This is a genomic window from Pseudomonas sp. SWRI99 (assembly GCF_014270125.1).
Lineage (GTDB): Bacteria > Pseudomonadota > Gammaproteobacteria > Pseudomonadales > Pseudomonadaceae > Aquipseudomonas > Aquipseudomonas hamedanensis.
In genome coordinates, this window is the sequence record NZ_JABWQR010000001.1 from 1 (window position 1) to 19414 (window position 19414).

The 19414-nt window shown below is 61.2% G+C and carries 16 protein-coding genes and 1 riboswitch; of the genes, 2 read left to right on the plus strand and 14 right to left on the minus strand.

Going from position 1 to position 19414, the window contains the following annotated elements; translation table 11 throughout:
* Positions 1–158 precede the first annotated feature (158 nt).
* The 10 genes from HU743_RS00005 to HU743_RS00050 form a co-directional block, all read right to left on the minus strand.
* Complete coding sequence (locus HU743_RS00005; protein ID WP_186645973.1) at positions 159–869, minus strand: ABC-type transport auxiliary lipoprotein family protein; 711 nt, start codon at positions 867–869, stop codon at positions 159–161.
* A gap of 185 nt (positions 870–1054) precedes the next feature.
* Positions 1055–3319 carry a DNA topoisomerase IV subunit A gene (gene parC / locus HU743_RS00010; RefSeq protein ID WP_186549369.1) on the minus strand — a complete coding sequence of 755 codons (2265 nt, stop codon included), beginning with the start codon at positions 3317–3319 and terminating at the stop codon, positions 1055–1057.
* 7 nt (positions 3320–3326) lie between these two features.
* Positions 3327–3851 (minus strand): TIGR02281 family clan AA aspartic protease, encoded by a 525-nt coding sequence (locus HU743_RS00015; RefSeq protein WP_186645975.1) that lies wholly within the window; start codon positions 3849–3851, stop codon positions 3327–3329.
* The gene (locus HU743_RS00020; RefSeq protein WP_186646418.1) at positions 3848–4852 is read right to left on the minus strand and encodes an esterase-like activity of phytase family protein; all 1005 of its coding nucleotides are present in this window, start codon (positions 4850–4852) and stop codon (positions 3848–3850) included. Before HU743_RS00020 ends, HU743_RS00015 begins: the two co-directional genes overlap by 4 nt.
* Before the next feature lie 211 nt (positions 4853–5063).
* Positions 5064–6053, minus strand: coding sequence for an esterase-like activity of phytase family protein (locus tag HU743_RS00025; protein ID WP_186645977.1), 990 nt, complete (start codon positions 6051–6053; stop codon positions 5064–5066).
* Entirely contained in the window at positions 6053–7960 is a 1908-nt protein-coding gene (parE, locus tag HU743_RS00030) for a DNA topoisomerase IV subunit B (RefSeq protein ID WP_186619561.1), read from the minus strand. Before parE ends, HU743_RS00025 begins: the two co-directional genes overlap by 1 nt.
* A 41-nt stretch (positions 7961–8001) precedes the next feature.
* A complete protein-coding gene (locus HU743_RS00035; protein WP_186619562.1) occupies positions 8002–8610 on the minus strand; it encodes a YqiA/YcfP family alpha/beta fold hydrolase in 609 nt (202 codons plus the stop codon).
* 210 nt (positions 8611–8820) lie between these two features.
* On the minus strand, positions 8821–9636 hold the full coding sequence (gene cpdA / locus HU743_RS00040; RefSeq protein WP_186645979.1) for a 3',5'-cyclic-AMP phosphodiesterase: 816 nt from the start codon (positions 9634–9636) through the stop codon (positions 8821–8823).
* 99 nt (positions 9637–9735) lie between these two features.
* Positions 9736–10188, minus strand: coding sequence for a DUF1249 domain-containing protein (locus HU743_RS00045; RefSeq protein ID WP_186619563.1), 453 nt, complete (start codon positions 10186–10188; stop codon positions 9736–9738).
* A complete protein-coding gene (locus tag HU743_RS00050) occupies positions 10179–10796 on the minus strand; it encodes an NUDIX domain-containing protein (protein WP_186645981.1) in 618 nt (205 codons plus the stop codon). The genes HU743_RS00045 and HU743_RS00050 overlap by 10 nt, the downstream gene beginning before the upstream one ends.
* Positions 10797–11023: 227 nt before the next feature.
* Between HU743_RS00050 and HU743_RS00055 the strand changes: the two genes are divergently transcribed.
* Positions 11024–11770, plus strand: a complete 747-nt coding sequence (locus HU743_RS00055) for an RsiV family protein (protein WP_186549385.1) — start codon at positions 11024–11026, stop codon at positions 11768–11770.
* Here the strand turns inward: HU743_RS00055 and cytX are convergent.
* On the minus strand, positions 11739–13031 hold the full coding sequence (gene cytX, locus HU743_RS00060) for a putative hydroxymethylpyrimidine transporter CytX (protein ID WP_186645982.1): 1293 nt from the start codon (positions 13029–13031) through the stop codon (positions 11739–11741). The two genes, HU743_RS00055 and cytX, sit on opposite strands and share 32 nt — an antisense overlap.
* A 201-nt stretch (positions 13032–13232) precedes the next feature.
* Entirely contained in the window at positions 13233–15122 is a 1890-nt protein-coding gene (thiC, locus tag HU743_RS00065; protein ID WP_186637735.1) for a phosphomethylpyrimidine synthase ThiC, read from the minus strand.
* Positions 15123–15267: 145 nt separating this feature from the next.
* A riboswitch (TPP riboswitch) is annotated at positions 15268–15373 on the minus strand.
* A 206-nt stretch (positions 15374–15579) separates the two neighbouring features.
* Between thiC and HU743_RS00070 the strand changes: the two genes are divergently transcribed.
* On the plus strand, positions 15580–17013 hold the full coding sequence (locus HU743_RS00070) for a TolC family outer membrane protein (RefSeq protein WP_186645983.1): 1434 nt from the start codon (positions 15580–15582) through the stop codon (positions 17011–17013).
* Positions 17014–17206: 193 nt separating this feature from the next.
* On the opposite strand, the gene waaA is transcribed toward HU743_RS00070, so the two are convergent.
* Together waaA and HU743_RS00080 are read right to left on the minus strand one after the other, a co-directional pair.
* Positions 17207–18481 carry a lipid IV(A) 3-deoxy-D-manno-octulosonic acid transferase gene (gene waaA, locus HU743_RS00075; protein WP_186645984.1) on the minus strand — a complete coding sequence of 425 codons (1275 nt, stop codon included), beginning with the start codon at positions 18479–18481 and terminating at the stop codon, positions 17207–17209.
* Positions 18482–18492: 11 nt separating this feature from the next.
* Positions 18493–19389: a LysR family transcriptional regulator gene (locus tag HU743_RS00080; RefSeq protein WP_186645985.1), complete on the minus strand. Its 897-nt coding sequence runs from the start codon at positions 19387–19389 to the stop codon at positions 18493–18495.
* Positions 19390–19414 lie beyond the last annotated feature (25 nt).

Below are 19414 nucleotides of genomic sequence, written 5' to 3' on the forward strand. Positions count from 1 at the left end.
TACAGGGTTTTGCATTCACTCAGATACCTGCGGCCCAGCGCAGATCCATTGTGGGAGCGGGCTTGCTCGCGAAGGGGCCGGCGTTGACTACAAAGATCTACAGCCCCAGACACAACAAAGCCCGCACAAGGCGGGCTCTGTTCTGACGCGTTCCAGCCTCAGAAGCGAAACACTTCCATATCGGTACGAATCGGCGAAGCCATCGGAATCTTTGGCTGCTTCTCGGCGTCGGTCGCCGACGCTGCGGGTTTTGGTGGCGCTTTGCGCGGTGCCTCGGCCACGGGTGGCTGGTTGGCCAAGGGCTTGAGCGCTACCGACAGTTGCTCGGCCAGCCGCTGCAGCAAAATCCCTTGGGCCTGCACCTGCGAAGCGGTGCTGCCGGCGTGCAGCTCCTGCAAATGAATGATGCGGTTATCACGCACCTGACCACGGCGGTCGATCAGACGCCACTGCGCATCGAGAATCGCCGGTTGTTTCTGCCCGGAATCCAGACGCGTGATGGTCAGCAACACTTGCACATCCGGGGTGAAACCAGTCGTGGCAGGTGCCAGCACCACACGCTGGCTATCCAGATGACCGGCGACCTGCCGCATCAGCAATTGATCGATATCCGACGAAAGGCTGCCCGCCCAGCGACCGTCGGTCGCCGCTTGCAGGCTGCCGTCCGGTTGGCGTTGCAGCAGCGTCTCGCGTTGCAGGTAATCGGCAACGACTACCGGCCCCAGCAAAACCGCCATGCCCGCGCTTTGCGCAGGCTGAACCGGACTTCCGCTGTCCAGCTGATACAGCGACACCGGCTGGTGAACGCTGCAACCCGCCAGGCCCAGAACGCCGGCGAGCAACAAAATAAGGGGGCGTAGAGCAGTCATCATCCCGTCCAGGTGGCCGCCACAAGGCTGACCACAGTGAAAATACTCAATAAATATGAAGAACGCTCGGCCACGCCGGCGCTTGAAAGGCCATATCATCCGTGAATATGCGTTCCGACTCCAGCGCCAAAGCGTCGATCTACGCGTTAAATCATAGATCGACGCCTCTGGAAGGGCGTTCTCGCCTAATTGAGGTTTTCGACGAGCAGCGCATCCACCCGCTGGAAGCCCCTCGGCAGCTTGTTGCCACGTCGCCCACGCTCACCTTTGTAGTGTTCAAGGTCGTCGGCCTTCAGCGACAGGGTCCGTTTGCCAGCCTGCAACACCAGGGTGGCGCCTTCCGGCAGGACTGCGATGTCCGTGACATATTCTTCGCGGCTGGCCACGCGCTCACCGGAAATACCGATGATCTTGTTGCCTTTGCCCTTACCTAATTGTGGCAGATCGCTGATTTTGAAGATCAGCAGGCGACCTTCGGTCGTGACCGAGGCCAGCCAGTTGTGTTCGCGGTCGGCGACCGGGCGCGGCGCGATGACCTTGGCGTTGTTCGGCAAGCTCAACAGGGCCTTGCCGGCCTTGTTCTTGGCTTGCAGGTCTTCACCTTTGACCACGAAGCCGTAACCGGCATCGGAAGCGATTACGTACAGCGAATCATCTTCCGGCATCAGCACGCATTCGAAGCTCGCGCCCGGTGGCGGCGTCAGACGACCGGTCAACGGTTCGCCCTGGCCACGGGCCGACGGCAACGTGTGCGCGGCGACCGAATAACTGCGACCGGTGGAGTCGATGAATACGGCAAACTGGTTGGAGCGCCCCGCTGCCGAGGTCTTGAAGCCGTCGCCCGCCTTGTAGGAGAGGCCGGTGGCGTCGATGTCATGGCCCTTGGCCGAACGTACCCAGCCTTTTTCCGACAGCACGACGGTAACTTTCTCGTTCGGCAGCAGATCGTGCTCGGTCAATGCCTTGGCTTCGGCACGCTCGACGATTGGCGAACGGCGGTCATCGCCATAGGTTTCGGCGTCTTTGAGCAGCTCGGTGCGCACCAGCTTCTTCAGCTTGGCTTCGCTGCCCAGCAGGGCTTGCAGCTTGGCTTGCTCCTTGAGCAGTTCGTCCTGCTCGTCGCGCAGCTTCATCTCTTCCAGTCGCGCCAACTGGCGCAGACGGGTGTCGAGGATGTAGTCGGCCTGAATCTCGCTCAGGGCGAAACGCTCGATCAGCTTGGCTTTCGGGTGTTCCTCGGTACGGATGATGTGAATCACTTCATCCAGGTTGAGGTAGGCGATCAGCAAACCGTCCAACAGGTGCAGGCGGCGCTCGACCTTGTCGAGGCGGAATTGCAGGCGCCGCCGCACGGTCAGCACGCGGAATTCCAGCCATTCGACCAGCAGCGCGCGCAGGTTTTTCAACTGCGGCTTGCCGTCCAGACCAATAATGTTGATGTTGACCCGGTAGGTCGACTCCAGCTCGGTACTGGCGAACAGATGCTGCATCAGCGCTTCGTGGTCGACGCGGCTGTTGACCGGGATGATCACGATGCGGCACGGGTTTTCGTGGTCGGATTCGTCGCGCAGGTCGGCGATCTGCGGCGCCTTCGACGGTTTGGCCTGCATCAGCGCGGCAATCTGCTCCAGCACCTTGGCCCCGGAGACCTGATGCGGCAGCGCGGTGACGATGATGTCGCCGTCCTCGACGTGGTACACGGCGCGCATGCGCACCGAGCCCTTGCCGGTTTCGTACATTTTCAGCAGGTCGGCGCGCGGCGTGATGATTTCCGCTTCGGTCGGATAATCCGGGCCTTGAATATGCTCGCAGAGCTGCTCGACCGTGGCTTTCGGCTCATCGAGCAGACGCACGCAGGCAGTGGCGACTTCACGCAGGTTGTGCGGCGGCACGTCGGTGGCCATGCCCACGGCGATGCCGGTCGTGCCGTTGAGCAGAATGTTCGGCAAACGCGCAGGCAATACCAGCGGCTCCTGCAAGGTGCCGTCGAAGTTCGGGCCCCAGTCAGCCGTGCCCTGACCGAGTTCGCTGAGCAACACTTCGGAATAACGCGACAGCCGCGCTTCGGTGTAACGCATGGCGGCGAAGGACTTCGGATCGTCCGGCGCACCCCAGTTGCCCTGGCCATCGACCAGCGTGTAGCGATAGCTGAACGGCTGCGCCATCAGTACCATCGCCTCGTAGCACGCCGAGTCGCCGTGGGGGTGGAACTTGCCGAGCACGTCACCGACGGTACGCGCCGACTTCTTGTGCTTGGAATCGGCGTCCAGCCCCAGCTCGCTCATGGCGTAGACGATACGCCGCTGTACCGGTTTCAGGCCGTCGCCGATATGTGGCAGCGCGCGGTCCATGATCACGTACATGGAGTAGTTGAGGTAGGCACTTTCGGTGAAGTCAGCCAGCGAGCGGCGTTCTACGCCGTCCAGGCTGAGATCAAGGGGATTGCTCATGCAGGCCTCATCGGTTCGTTGTCTGGCGCAGCAGCATGGTGCCACCGCGCTGAGTAAATTCAAGTCTGTTCAGGGCGCTCATGCCGAGCAGCACCTGATCGCCATGCAGCCCCGGCGCCACCAGTGCGCGGACATCCCGCAGCACAATGTCGCCCAGTTGCAGGCGGGCAATTTTCGTTCGGTAGCCCTGGCTCAGGCCGTTGGCCGTGCTCAGGGTCACACCGAAACCTTCTTCAAGCTTCAAACGTTTGGCCAGGTCTGCCGGGATCGACACATCGGTCGCGCCGGTGTCGAGCATGAACTCCACCGGCTCGCCGTTGATCTGGCCGCTGGCGACAAAATGCCCTTGGGCATTGCTTGCCAGTTTCACCTCGATAAACCCTTCGCCCTGCTCCGACGTGACAACGATATTCGGATTCTGCTGACGCTGCTCCCACTGACCGAAAAACCGGGTCGCCAGAAACAACGCCGCGCACCAGGCCAGGATCATCAGCACCCGACCGGCGCGCTTGCCCGGCGGCTGCTGAATCAAGGACTGGCACTCCAACCACCATCAGGTGCTGCAAAACGCCAGACGATCGGACGGGACTCGCCATCGGCACGGGTGGCGAAATTGTTGTCGACGCCAATCCACGCGCCTTGGGCATCGACCAGCAATGCTTCGGTCAGACCGTGTTTCGAGGTGTAAAGCCGACCCGGAACCAGTGCGTCTGCGGCAAATGACCAGCAGCGCTCCTGCTTTCCCGTCACCATTTCATGGCGACAGATTTTGAAAGCATTGCGGTCAAGAAGAAACAGCTTGTTAGCGAATAGAGCGATGTCTGAAAAATCCTTATCTACCCATTGGGAGCCCGGAAATTGCGGCGGCTGTGGTGCCAGTCCCTCCTCGGTCATTACCACACAAACGGAATAGCAAAACCATGTGTAATACATGGGGTTGAGCATCCGCTTGATCTTTACCAAGCCTCTTTTTTGCCGCTCGGCAGCCAGCCAGATTTCAGTATCGGCAAGGCCGGTCACCACCACGCCTTCATACAGCGCGTTGGCATGCGCCAATAACCCGGCTTCCCGCGCCATCGTCAGCATTTGGGAGGAGATGCTCAACCAGCCCTGCCCCCCATCGGGTCTGATTCGCAGAATCGCCGAATACGTTTCACTGAGAATGTAAAGATTTCTGCCAGAGTCACAAGTGATCCCTTCAAAGTCCAACGCACCATTACCCGCAAGCGATCTGAAGAAGCTCCGCGTTTTCATGGCCAAGGTCCGCCCGGGGTCTTCGGGCACGGGTGGCACATTAATCAAAACCGCTTCGGCCTTCCACACCTGAGCTTGTGTATCGAGTCTGTAGATCTGATCGTCGTCTCGATCCGACACCGTCCACAACACCCCGCCACAGTTGGCAAGCCCGGATAGATTCCCTCCGAGCATGCCATCCACAGGATGCTCGGACAGCATCCGCAGCTCAGGGTCCGCAGCCAGTCCCAACGAACTCCAGACGAGCAAAAAAACCGCAATAAAGTGGCTGAGTTTCATCATTGAATCTCCAACAGTCGGCGTTTCAAGTTTCCCCGAGCCTTGCACGACATGTCGGAATTCAACGCACACACTACTTTCTCGACAGCATTGCTTCAGAGCTTTACGCCTGCACCTCATGCATCACAGCAGGTCGCAGCTCAAGTATTGCAGTAATTTCCTGATCTGCTGAGAAAGTGACTGGCGCCTCAGCAATCCGACTACAGCGCATTCAAAGCCTGGCGCTCCATCCGCCCTCCGGGGCAGCGAAACGCCAGACCACCGGACGGACCTCACCGTCGGCACGCGGCCCGAAATTATTGTCGACGCCAATCCATGCCCCTTCGGCATCAATGACCAGCGCTTCTTCCAGCCCGTAGTTCTGCGCGTAACGGCGGTTGGCCTGTAACAGTTCGGCGGCATACGACCAGCATTGCTCGACCTTGGCAGTCTGTGCATCGCGCCGACAAATCTGAAAAGCGTTGCGTTCAAGGGTAAACAACTTGCCGTTAAACAACGAAATATCAGAAAAGTCCCGGTTGACCGCTCTGGCCTTGGGGAACTGCTGCGGTTGCTTCTCCTTGCCGCCCTCACTGAGCAGCACACAGCGACCGTCGCAATCCCACACCGTCTGCTGACGCTTGATCAGCAGCAATCCACGGTTTTGCCGTTCGGCAGCCAGCCACATCTGATCGCCCGCCGGGTTCACCGCCAAGCCCTCGAAGATCGCATTGAAGTGCAGAAGCATGCCGCTCGCCCGCGCCTCGCGAACCAGCATCGGTGAAATCTTCAGCCAGTTTGCCGGGCCGCTGACCGGCACCTGCAACACCGCCGCATGGGCTTCACTGACGATGTAGCGATTGCCCGTGCTGTCGCAGCTGATGCCTTCGAAATCCAGATCGCCACCGCGAACGAACGACGCCGCCCAGGTGCGTGAATTCAAGCCCCAGGGCAAACCGCTGTCCGGTACTGGCGGCACGTCAATGCGCACCGTTTCGGCCTGCCAGACCTGATCGCGGGTATCGAGCCGGTAGATCTGCTCGTCATCGCGATCGGAGACTGTCCACAATTCGTTGCCGCACAGCGCCAGGCCCGACAGGTTGCCGCCGCGCATGCCGTCGACCGGGTGCCCGGAGAGCAAGCGCAACTCCTGCAGCGGTTCGGCCGACACGCTCATCGCACTCAGCAGCAACGCAGCCACCAAGGCCCAGCCAAATTGCATCAGGCCAGCACCTCGGCGAGGTTACCTTTGGATTCGAGCCAGGATTTGCGGTCGCCAGCGCGTTTCTTCGCCAGCAGCATGTCCATCATTTCCGAGGTTTCGGCAAAGTCTTCGCCCAGGGTCAACTGCACCAGACGCCGAGTGTTCGGGTCCATGGTGGTTTCGCGCAGCTGCGGCGGGTTCATTTCACCCAGCCCCTTGAATCGGGTGACTTGCGGCTTGCCGCGTTTCTTTTCGGCCACCAGACGGTCAAGAATGCCGTCACGCTCGGCTTCGTCGAGGGCGTAGTAGATTTCTTTGCCCAGGTCGATGCGGTACAGCGGCGGCATCGCCACGTAAACGTGACCGGCATCCACCAGCGGGCGGAAGTGCTGGACGAACAAGGCGCAAAGCAGCGTAGCGATGTGCAGACCGTCGGAGTCGGCGTCGGCGAGAATGCAGATCTTGCCGTAGCGCAGTTGGCTCATGTCCGCAGCACCCGGATCGACGCCGATGGCCACGGCGATGTTGTGCACTTCCTGGCTGGCGAGTACTTCGCTGCCGTCGACTTCCCACGTATTGAGGATCTTGCCGCGCAACGGCAGGATCGCCTGGAATTCCTTGTCCCGCGCTTGCTTGGCCGAACCACCGGCGGAGTCACCCTCGACCAGGAACAGCTCGGAACGCATCGGGTCCTGCCCGGCGCAGTCCGCCAGTTTGCCGGGGAGTGCCGGGCCCTGGGTGACGCGTTTGCGCTCGACTTTCTTGCTCGCCTTGAGGCGCCGGCCAGCGTTGTTGATCGCCAGTTCGGCCAGGGCCAGGCCGGTTTCCGGGTTGGCGTTGAGCCACAGGCTGAACGCATCCTTGACCACACCGGAGACGAACGCCGCCGCTTCACGGGATGACAGGCGCTCTTTGGTCTGCCCGGAGAATTGCGGTTCCTGCATCTTCATCGACAGAACGAAAGCGATGCGCTCCCAGACGTCTTCCGGCGCCAGCTTCACCCCACGCGGCAGCAGGCTGCGGAATTCGCAGAATTCGCGCATGGCATCAAGCAGGCCCTGACGCAAGCCGTTGACGTGGGTACCGCCCTGCGCCGTCGGGATCAGGTTGACGTAGCTTTCCTGCACCGCGTCGCCGCCTTCCGGCAACCACAGCAGCGCCCAGTCGACCGCTTCTTTATTACCGGCAAAGGCGCCGCAGAACGGCTCGTCCGGCAGGCGCTCGAATTCACTGACCGCATCGACCAGATACGAACGCAGGCCGTCTTCGTAGTGCCACTCGACCTTCTCGCCGGTGCCTTTGTCTTCAAAGCTGACCAGCAGCCCCGGGCACAACACAGCTTTGGCCTTGAGCACGTGCTTGAGGCGGCTGATGGAGAATTTCGGTGAGTCGAAGTATTTGGGGTCCGGCGCAAAGTACACGCTGGTACCGGTGTTGCGCTTGCCGACGCTGCCGACGATTTCCAGCTCCGAGGCCTTGAAGCCGTCATTGAAGGTCATCTGGTATTCGTTGCCGTCGCGCTTCACCCGCACCCGGACTTCCGTCGACAGGGCGTTGACCACGGAAATACCCACCCCGTGCAGACCGCCGGAGAACTGGTAGTTCTTGTTGGAAAACTTGCCGCCCGCGTGCAGCTTGGTGAGGATCAGCTCGACGCCGGACACGCCCTCTTCCGGGTGAATGTCGACTGGCATGCCACGGCCGTCGTCGCTGACTTCCAGCGAGTGGTCGGCGTGCAGGATGACCTGCACCGATTTCGCGTGACCGGCCAGGGCTTCGTCGACACTGTTGTCGATGACTTCCTGGGCGAGGTGGTTCGGCCGACTGGTGTCGGTGTACATGCCGGGGCGTTTGCGCACCGGGTCGAGGCCCGAGAGGACTTCGATGGCGTCGGCGTTATAAGAACTAGCGCTGGGAGTGGCCATAAGGTCTCGTCGTCAGTCATTCATGAAAGAGGGGCAAGACTTCACAGCGTGGTGAAATCGATTGCCTGATACATATCGGCAGCCATGCCGGCAAAACTCAGCAACGCCGGCAATTGCCCGGCAAAGCCCTGGAAACTGTGGTCGCCGCCCGCCTGGATGCGCAGGGCACAGGCGCGGTAATACTGTTGGGCGAGGCGATAATCCAGCGTTTCATCGCCGGTTTGCAACCAGACCTGATAACGCCGTGGATCCTGCGGTGCCGGCACTTCCAGTTCGGCCAAGGCCGTGACGTGGTCGTGGGTCAATTCCCAGGTTTCATCGGTGTAGAGGTTTTTCTGCGTGCCCAGATAACCATCGAACATCCGGTGCGGGCTGACCGCCGGGTTGACCAGCAGCGCTTTCAGGCCATGGCGCTCGGCCAGGTGAGTCGCATAGTAGCCGCCGAGTGAGCTTCCCACCAGCAGCGGACTGCCCAGCTCGGCAATCGCTTGCTCCAGCTGAGCGATGGCTTCGCGCGGATGATGATGCAGGGCCGGCACTCGCAGTTGCTCGCTCAAGCCCAGCCGCTCCATCACCGCGACCAGCTGACAGGCCTTCTTCGAGGCCGGCGCACTGTTGAAACCGTGGATATAGAGGATCGAACCGGACATTTGAGCTCCCTGGCTGTCGGCGAAAGATAGCGGAGTTTACAGGGAGTAGATGGAAGGTCATAAACAAATCCCTGTGGCGAGGGAGCTTGCTCCCGCTCGGCTGCGCAGCAGTCGTAACCCAGACAATTGCCTATATTCTGCGAGTATGCGGTGATTGGTTCGGGTCTGCTGCGCAGCCCAGCGGGAGCAAGCTCCCTCGCCACAATGTGTTCAGTAACCGTTGGAGCCGTAGTCGACGGTGAACTCGAATCCGGTAACGCGCTCAACCCCGGTTTCCAGCCGTCCATCCGGCAAAAGCCGCAACCAGCGATACCCCGGCGCCTGCTCGCCGACCTTGAAGTCCACACTCCCCGGCTCGAACTGAATGCAGGTCGAAGGCGAAGCCATCAATCTCACGCCGTTGCGCTCGCGATCAATCTCCTGATGCACATGCCCCCACAGCACCGCGCGAACCTGTGGAAAGCGATCCAGTACTTCAAAGAAGGCTTCGGGATTGCGCAGACCGATCGGCTCCATCCATGCGCAACCGATCGACACCGGATGATGGTGGAAGCACACCAGATGATGACGCTCCGGTGCTTCGCTCAATGAGCGGGCCAGCAATTGCAGTTGGTCGTCCTGCAAATACCCCGGAACCGAACCCGGTACGGCCGAATCCAGCAACGTCACACGCCAGTTGCCAATATCGACAACCGGCTCCAGCAACGCGCTCTGCACCGCCGCCTCGGCCATAACCATCGGCTCGTCGTGATTGCCCGGAATCCAGCGCGCCGGGGCCTCGATCTGCGCGCTTATCTGGCGGAAGGCCTGATACGACGCAAGCGTACCGTCCTGGGAAATGTCGCCGGTGGCCAGCACCAGATCAATATGTGGCTGTTGCGACAACACCAGATCGATGACTTTTTGCAGGCTCTCGCGCGTTTTCAGGCCCAGCAGTTTGCCGTCCGCTTCAGCGAACAGGTGGCTGTCGGACAACTGCACCAGCAGCGCCGGGTCGGCGGTGGTCAACGTGGATACGCTCGGCAAGGCGTTCTCCCAAGGCAAAAGCACGGAATCGATCAAGTGCGGCAATTATGCTGGGCGATGACTCAAAGGGGAAAGCATCGAACCGGACGCAGTTCACAACTAGCGAACGACTTCGTACTCGTGCCCCAATGCCAGGCAATGACTCAGCCACTCCCCCAGGAACAGATTGAGCTGAGCTTTTTCATCCGGCTGGTGCATGGCCGCGTTCGGGTAAGGATAGATGCCGCGAAAGCGTCGTGCATGTTCGGCGCTGACCACTTCGGCCATGCGCGCGTCGTGATAGACCTGCACTTCCAGCTGCGGCACCGGCAACCACGGCAGGCTGTGTTCCTGACGCACCTGCAAGGTCGTGGTGTACGGGCAGGTTTGCAGCACTTCGAGGGCCAGCACGCCGAGCATTTGCTCACCCTGAGTCACGGCGATGCGCCGGGCCTCGGGGTCGTTGCGCATGTCAGGCAGCAGTCGCATCAGGCGCGCGTAGTTGGCCTCGCAGGCGGCTTGCAGCCCCACAAGGTCAACCCGATAACGATCGCGCAGCCTGTTTACGACCATAGCCCCCTCACTTCGGCGCGGTTCAGCGCCAGCCACTGCAAGGCGATGATGCTCGCCGCGTTGGCAATGCGTCCGTCGCGGACCGCCTGCAAGGCATCTTCAAATGCCCAGACCGTTACGCGAATGTCCTCTGCCTCTTCTTCCAGGCCGTGCAGACCGCCGACGCCGTCGGTGCTGCAACGCCCCAGATACAAATGCACAAATTCATTGCTGCCACCCGGCGACGGGAAATATTTGGTCATCGGCCACAACGCCTTGATTTCCAGCCCAGCTTCCTCCTGCGCCTCGCGGTGAGCAACTTCTTCCGGTTGTTCATCCTTATCGATCAGACCAGCAACCAGTTCGACCAGCCACGGGTTGTCGGCCTTGCCCATGGCGCCGACGCGAAACTGCTCGATCAGCACCACTTGGTCGCGCTGCGGATCGTAAGGCAGCACGCACACGGCATCGTGACGCACGAATATTTCACGGTTGATCTCGCGGCTCATGCCACCGGCGAACAATTCGTGGCGCAGGTGCACACGGTCGAGCTTGTAAAAGCCCTCGTAGCATTTTTCGCGCCGCACGATATCGACGGCGGTCGGAATGGCGTTGGCAAAATCGGTCATAAGCATCCTCTTTACTGCACATCCATTACGAGGTTGCTGGGTGTGTCCGGCAACCTCGACTTCGCGCCATCCTAACGCGCCCGCACCGTTTGATGCAGCCCCTTTACCGTCAGCGGGATGGACGGTGACGGCGAAACCCACTCTAATTAGCTTAGTGGCGAACTGACTGCTTCGTTGAGAGTCGAAGCGGTAACTTTTTGCCTTCCCCTGCTTTCGAAAGGACGCCCATGTCGCTTTTCAAAATTGCCTCCGTGGCTGCCATCGCCCTGACTCTGGGCGCCTGTGCCAGTCTGTTCCAGCCCAACTACCGTACGCCGCTGGAAACCACCCGCGACGCTTCGGAACAGCTCAAGCCCGGCTGCTCCAATGCAGATTGCCCGTTGGTGAACATCGATACCCTGCGCTTTCCGGACGAACCGGCACTGGACGGCATCATCGAAAAACGTCTGCTGCAAATGACCCGCACCGAGAAGAACGCCCCGGTGGCACCCACCCTGGCCGCCTACCGCGAGCAGTTTCTGGCCAGCGCCGGCCCACGCTACAGCAGCTACCTGCAAGCCAAGGTACGCGAGCAGCATGACGGACTGGTGATCATCGAGTTGTCGAGCTACCTCGATACCGGCGGCGCCCATGGCACACCGGGCCGCGGCTTCATCAACTATTCGCGCCAGCAGCACAAGGTGCTGAACCTGTCGGACATGTTGCTGCCGGGTCAGGAAGAAGCGTTCTGGAAAGCCGCGCAGGTGGCGCACAACAGCTGGCTGATCAGCACCAAGCTCGATCAGGAAGCGGAGTTCGTGGCGAACTGGCCATTTGTGAAAACCGCGAACGTGGCGCTGACCTACGGCGGCGTGATCCTCAAGTACGACGTGACCACCATTGCGCCTTACGCGCTGGGCCACGTCGAATTGAAGATTCCTTATCCGCGCCTGAACGGCATTCTCAAGCCTGAGCTGTTTCCCGGCCGTAACTGAAGGCTCGGCCCAGCACTAGCTGCAACAGCCCTGCCAGCACCAGCGCCGGCAGGGTTGCACCCACATCTGGGTACAGATTCGCCAGCAAGTGGTAAGTGCTTACGCCACCGAGCCACGCCAACAACGCCGGCCAGCGCAATGCGGCTGACGCCACCTGAGCACTGCGCTTGCGCAGGATAAAGTGATCGACCAGCACCACGCCGAACAGCGGTGCAAACACAGAGCCGATCAGCAGCAGGAAGTTCTGGTACTGCGCCAACGGCGCCAGCAGCGCGATCAGCGTGCAGATCATGCCGATGGCCAAGGCCAGGTGCTCGACTTTCAGGCGCAACAGCATCCCGCTCGACACCGCCGCCGAGTGAATATCGGCGAAAGCGTTTTCCGACTCGTCGAGCAGAATCAGCAACAACGGAATCCCCAGACCGGCGCCAGCCAACGCCAGCAACAGCGCATTGACTTCACCGCTCGGCGCGAACGCCAGGGTGTAGGCAACGCCAAGGCTCATCAGCCAGAAGTTGCCGATGAAGAAGCCGACCGCCGTGCCACCAAACACGTTTCGCGCGCGCTTGCCGAAGCGCGAATAGTCGGCGATCAGCGGCAGCCACGACAGCGGCATGGCGATGGCGATGTCGAAACCCACGGCGAACGGCATCGAACCGTCACCGGCGCGCGCCCACAGTGCAGCGAGGTCGGCTTTGGCGAACAGGTTCCAGGTCAGCCACAGACATGCGGCCAGCAGCAGCCAGATGCCCCATTTGCGCAAAATCTGCCGCACGAAAGTCAGCGGGCCGCTGACCGCCAGCAAGGTTGCAAGCGCACCAAAGAACAGCGTCCACAGGATCGGGTTCGCCCACAGCGAACCTTCGCTGAACGCACGAGTGCCGAGCAGGCTGGCCGCGTCACGCATGACGATGATTTCGAACGAACCCCAACCGATCAGTTGCAGCAAGTTAAGCAGCGCCGGCAGGCGCGCGCCGTGGCGGCCAAGGCTGAGTTTCAGCGCGGCCATCGACGACAGGCCGGTATCGCTGCCGATCACGCCGACAGCGGCGAGCAGCAACACGCCAACCAGCGTGCCGAGGAAAATCGCCAGCAGCGAACCTGACAGGCCCAGACCGGGCGCAAGCAGGGCACCGGTCTGCAACACCATCAGACCGATGCCGAGGGAGAACCATAGGGAAAACAGATCGCGACCGCCGAAGACACGCTTTTCAGCGGGCACGGCGAGGTCGGGGGAATAAGTGCCGGGTTGAATGCTCAAGGGTGGTATCTCAGAGGGACATTTGTTGTTGTGTTGATCGCGCACCACTCCTGTGGCGAGGGAGCTTGCTCCCGCTCGGCTGCGAAGCAGCCGCCCAACCGGTCACCACAATTCTGACTGCGAGAACGCGATGACTGGTTTGGGCCTGCTGCGCAGACCAGCGGGAGCAAGCTCCCTCGCCACAGGTGAGCGCCGCTCGGGTCAGACCTTTTTATAAAGCTGACTACCTTCCTGCTTGAACCGCTCGGCCTGTTCCGCCAGGCCTTTGGCGACATCCACGTCGACCGCGTCAATCCGCTGATTGGCCGCGTATTCACGGACTTCCTGGGTGATTTTCATCGAGCAGAACTTCGGCCCGCACATCGAACAGAAATGCGCGACTTTCGCCGAATCCTTTGGCAGGGTTTCGTCGTGGTACGAGCGGGCGGTGTCCGGATCGAGACCGAGGTTGAACTGGTCTTCCCAACGGAATTCGAAGCGTGCCTTGCTCAAGGCGTTGTCGCGGATCTGTGCGCCCGGATGTCCCTTGGCCAAGTCCGCCGCATGCGCTGCGATCTTGTAGGTGATGATGCCGGTTTTAACGTCATCCTTGTTCGGCAGACCCAGGTGTTCCTTCGGCGTCACGTAGCAGAGCATCGCGCAACCGAACCAGCCGATCATCGCCGCACCGATGCCGGAGGTGATGTGGTCGTAACCCGGCGCGATGTCGGTGGTCAGCGGGCCGAGGGTGTAGAACGGCGCCTCGTCGCAGCACTCCAGCTGCTTGTCCATGTTCTCCTTGATCAACTGCATCGGCACATGGCCGGGGCCTTCGATCATGCATTGGACGTCATGCTTCCAGGCGATTTTGGTCAGTTCGCCAAGGGTCTCCAGCTCGCCGAATTGCGCTTCGTCGTTGGCGTCGGCAATCGAGCCCGGACGCAGCCCGTCGCCCAGCGAGAAGCTGACGTCGTAGGCCTTCATGATTTCGCAGATTTCGTCGAAGTGGGTGTAGAGGAAGTTCTCTTTGTGGTGCGCCAGGCACCACTTGGCCATGATCGAGCCGCCACGGGAAACGATGCCGGTCACGCGCTTGGCGGTCAGCGGCACATAGCGCAGCAGCACACCGGCGTGGATGGTGAAGTAGTCGACGCCCTGCTCGGCCTGCTCGATCAGCGTGTCGCGAAACAGCTCCCAGGTCAGGTCTTCGGCCACGCCGTTGACCTTTTCCAGGGCCTGATAGATCGGCACAGTACCGATCGGCACCGGCGAGTTGCGGATGATCCACTCGCGGGTTTCGTGAATGTGCTTGCCGGTGGACAAGTCCATCACCGTGTCCGAACCCCAGCGAATGCCCCAGGTCAGTTTCGCCACTTCTTCTTCGATGGACGAACCCAGCGCGCTGTTGCCGATGTTGCCGTTGATCTTCACCAGGAAGTTACGGCCAATGATCATCGGTTCCAGTTCGACGTGGTTGATGTTGGCAGGAATGATCGCGCGACCGCGGGCGATTTCTTCGCGGACGAACTCAGGGGTGATTTCTTTCGGGATGCTCGCGCCGAAGCTGTGGCCGGCGTGCTGCTGCTTCAACAGGCCGGCTGCGCGGGCCTCTTGCAGCTTCATGTTCTCGCGGATGGCGACGTATTCCATCTCGGCGGTGATGATGCCTTTGCGCGCGTAGTGCATCTGGCTGACGTTGGCCCCGGCCTTGGCGCGGCGCGGGTTGTTGACGTGGGCGAAACGCAGTTTGGTCAGTTCGGCGTCGGCCAGACGCTGCTGGCCGAAGTTGGAGCTCAGACCCGACAGACGCTCGGTGTCACCACGGTCGTCGATCCACGCCGAGCGCACATCGCCCAGGCCTTTGCGCACATCGATCACCACGTTCGGATCGGTGTACGGGCCAGATGTGTCGTAGACAGTGACCGGCGCGTTGATTTCGCCGCCAAAGTCGGTCGGGGTTACATCCAGGCTGATTTCGCGCATTGGTACGCGGATGTCCGGGCGCGAGCCCTGAACGTAGACTTTTTGCGAACGGGTGAACGGCTTGACCGATTGCTCGTCGACCTTGGCCGAGTCACTCAGGTTGATCGCGTTTTTTTCTTTTGTCGTCATCACGGGCTCTCCAGACAGCATCCAGCAGTGGATTGTCGGAGCAGAACCTGAAAGGCACGGACGCACCAGGGCTGGTGCTGTGCATTCGTCATGAGCGTTCGATTGTCGAACAATATCCCGGACGAAGCACAAGAGGACTCGCCGGGTGACGAGAAATCTTGTTCCCTACGCAGGCGCTAACCTGATCAGGTTCAACGGGATCCGAAATTATTCGATCTCAGCCTCATAGCAAGGCACCCCGACAAGAACCCGGCCAGTCTAGACACAACCGACCCGGAACGCCAACACCGCAGCGAACGCCATGATGAATGGCGTAAATACAGGGCTTGCCCGATTGTTGCCGGCCTAATGCACAACTACACTCGCTTTGCCCTGCCCGCGCCTTGACGCTGCACGGGCCGCGCCTTACCTTTGGCGCCCGGATTACTTCCATAATATTAATGCTAGGGATCGCCTCATGCTGCGCAAACTCTCACTGGCTATCGCCGTGTCTTGTGCGTCCAACGCAATGGCCTGGGCAGCGGAAGCGCCCTTGTCGACCAAAACCGATCTGGTCAGCGTCTATCAGGAAGCGGTCGACAACAACGCCGACCTGGCAGCCGCCCGCGCCCAGTACGGCGCGCAGAAAGAAGTCGTACCCCAGGCCCGCGCCGGTTTGCTGCCCAACCTCTCTGGCGGCGCCGAAGTCGCCGACGTGCGCACTTCGATCGATCAGCCGTCGGCCATCGCCAACCGCAGCGCGCATTCTTATCAAGCGACGCTGGCGCAGCCATTGTTCCGCGCCGATCGCTGGTTCCAGTATCAGGCCGCCAAGGACGTCAACGAGCAGGCTGCGCTGCAACTGTCGGCGACCGAACAGAACCTGATCCTGCAGACCGCCGAAAGCTATTTCAACGTGCTGCGCAGCCAGGACAACCTGGCCTCGACCAAGGCCGAAGAAGCCGCGTTCAAGCGCCAGCTCGACCAGTCCAACGAGCGCTTCGATGTCGGCCTCTCGGACAAGACCGACGTGCTGCAATCGCAAGCCAGTTACGACACCGCACGAGCCAACCGCATCGTCGCGCAGCGTCAGGTCGACGACGCCTTCGAAGCGTTGATCACCCTGACCAACCGTCAGTACAACTCGATTCAGGGCATCGTGCACACCCTGCCGATCCTGCCGCCGGCCCCCAACGATGCGAAATCCTGGGTCGACACGGCGGCGCGGCAGAACCTTAATCTGTTGGCCAGCAACTATGCGGTCAGCTCCGCCGAGCAAACCCTCAAGCAGCGCAAGGCCGGCCATTTGCCGACCCTCGACGCGGTGGCCAAATACGAGAAAGGCGATAACGACGCCCTCGGTTTCGCCAACCCGAACTCCTTCGGTGCGCCCTACGGCGGCAACGTCGAACAGAGCACGCTGGGCCTGCAACTGAGCATCCCGATCTACAGCGGCGGCCTGACCAGTTCGCAAGTGCGTCAGTCTTATGCGCAACTCGATCAGAGCGAGCAGCAGCGTGAAGCCCTGCGGCGCCAGGTAGTGGAAAACACCCGCAATCTGCACCGTGCGGTGAACACTGACGTCGAGCAGGTGCAGGCGCGCCGCCAGTCGATCATTTCCAACCAGAGCGCGGTGGAAGCCACGGAAATCGGTTACCAGGTGGGGACGCGCAATATCGTGGATGTGCTCGATGCGCAGCGCCAGCTGTACACCTCGGTGCGCAACTACAACAACACCCGTTACGACTACATTCTCGACAACCTGCGTTTGAAGCAAGCGGCGGGGACGTTGAACCCCGGCGACTTGCAGGACCTGACCCGCTACCTGAAGGCCGACTACAACCCGGACAAGGACTTCCTGCCGCCGGACCTGGCGTCAGCGGCCGAGGCGCAACTGCGCGCCAGACCCTGAATCTCAGAGCCAACGCCAGACCTGTGACCTGTGACCTGTGACCTGTGGCCTGTGGCCTGTGGCCTGTGGCGAGGGAGCTTGCTCCCGCTGGGTTGCGAAGCGGCCCCCAAACTGACACATCGAGTCGTCCGGTTAACGACTGCTTCGCAGCCTAGCGGGAGCAAGCTCCCTCGCCACCGTTTGTTATATATCTTCAGCTAATCAACCTGCCCAAACCATCCAGTAAGCGCTGCAACGCGCCCTGATTGCGGCGCATCACCGCCAGCCCGGCCTCGGCCATGCGTTGCGCATCCCGCGGCAATTCAAACAAGCGCTGCACTTCAACCGCCAGCCCTTCGGCATCATCGACTTCAACCAGCGCCCCGCCGTCTCGCAACTGCGCGGCGATGTCGAGGAAGTTGAACAGGTGCGGGCCGCTGAGTACCGGTTTTGCCAGCGCAGCGGGTTCGAGCAGATTGTGCCCGCCATTGGGCACCAGGCTGCCGCCGACAAAAGCGCTGTCGGCCAGGGCGTAGAGGAATAACAATTCGCCCATGGTGTCGCCAAGCAGGACCGAAGTCTGCGCATCGACATTGACACCCGTCGAGCGCCGCACCGTGGCAAAGCCTTCGCGCTGGCAGACGTCGAACACCGAATCGAACCGCTCCGGATGGCGCGGCACCAGTATCAGCAACGCGTCCGGATGGTTGGTCAGCAAGCGACGATGGGCGTCGAGCACCACTTCGTCTTCGCCCTCGTGGGTGCTGGCGGCGATCCACACTGGACGTTCCTGCGCCTGCCATTGGCTACGCAATTGCGCAGCGCTTTGGAGCAGTTGCGGATCGATGGTCAGGTCGAATTTGATCGAGCCGGTCACTTCAACCGTTTCGGGGCGCGCGCCGAGGTCACGAAAACGCTGCGCCTCGGCTTCGGTCTGCACCGCCAGAAAGTTCATTTCGCCGAGCATCGGCGCGGTCAGCTTGTTGAATCGGCCATAGCCCCTCGCCGAACGCTCGGACAACCGGCCGTTGGCCAGCGCCACCGGGATGCCGCGTTTGGCGCATTGATGAATGTGGTTAGGCCACAGCTCGGTCTCCATGATCACCGCCAGCGTTGGCTTGACCCGATCAAGAAAACGCGCCGCCGCGCAAGGCAAGTCATACGGCAGATAGCAGTGCTGAATGCGCGGCTCGTTGGCGAACAGTGCCTGAATCCGCTCCGAACCGGTCGGTGTCATGCAGGTCACCGTGATCGGCAGTTGTGGATAACGTTGCAGCAAGCCACGGATCATTGGCGCTGCGGCGATGCTTTCGCCGACCGACACGGCGTGCACCCAGATGCCGCCAGGTTGCAGCGGCGGCATGCCGTAGGTGAAACGTTCGCCAATCCGTTTGGCATAGGCCGGCGCCTTGCGCGCGCGCAGCCACAGCCGAATCGCCACCAATGGCAGCCCCAGGTAAAACAGCGCGGTGTAGAGAGTTCTATTCATGGCGGCGGAGTTTATCGACTTTTATCGCCGATCGCCCGCAAGTGCACGGCGAAACGTTCAGCCAGCCAGCGCGCGGCCGGACCGAGCGGCTCATCGCGACGCCAGACCAGTTCCACCACCAGCGCCGGCGGAGTCCACTCGCTGTCCAGTTCGACCATCAAGCCCTGATACGCCGAATACTGCACCACATGGCGCGGCAACCACGCCCAGCCAAGTTCACGCACCAGCCATTCGGCCATGACGTAGAAGCTGTCGGCGCGCCACACTTGCGGGCTGGCCGGTTCGTTACCGGGATAGAGACTGGTTTGCGTCGACATCAATAGTTGCCGGTGTTGCGCCAGTTGTTGGCAAGTCACGTAAGCCTGCTTCGCCAGCGGATGATTGACGCCGCAGACCGTGACCATCTCGACGCTGCCCAGCACGCGCCGCTCGAGGGCTTCGGGGATTTCGTCGTGATAGAACAACAGGCCCAGATCGGCGCGACGCTCGACCAGTTTGCGGGCGACTTCGCCTTGTGCGGCGCTGGTCAGTTGCACTTCCAGACTGGGAAACTGCTCGGCCAGCGCGGCGAAACTTTCCACCAGTGCCTGATACGGCATCGCCTCGTCCTGGGCGACACGCAATTGCGCTTCCTGGCCGCGCAACATGGCCATGGCGCGGCCATTGAGACGTTCGCATTGGCGCAGCACTTCCCGCGCCTCTTCCAGCAATGCCTCGCCCGCCTCGGTGAGACTCGGCTGACGCCCGCTGCTGCGTTCGAACAGGCTCACGCCCAAGTCCGCTTCGAGCATCGCAACAGCGCTGCTGATCGCCGACTGCGCCTTGCGCTGCCGACGCGCCACGGCCGAGAACGAACGCTGTTCGGCGACCTCTACAAAAACACGCAACTGCTCAAGATTCCACTGCATGCGCTTTGACAACCCATCTTCAGAA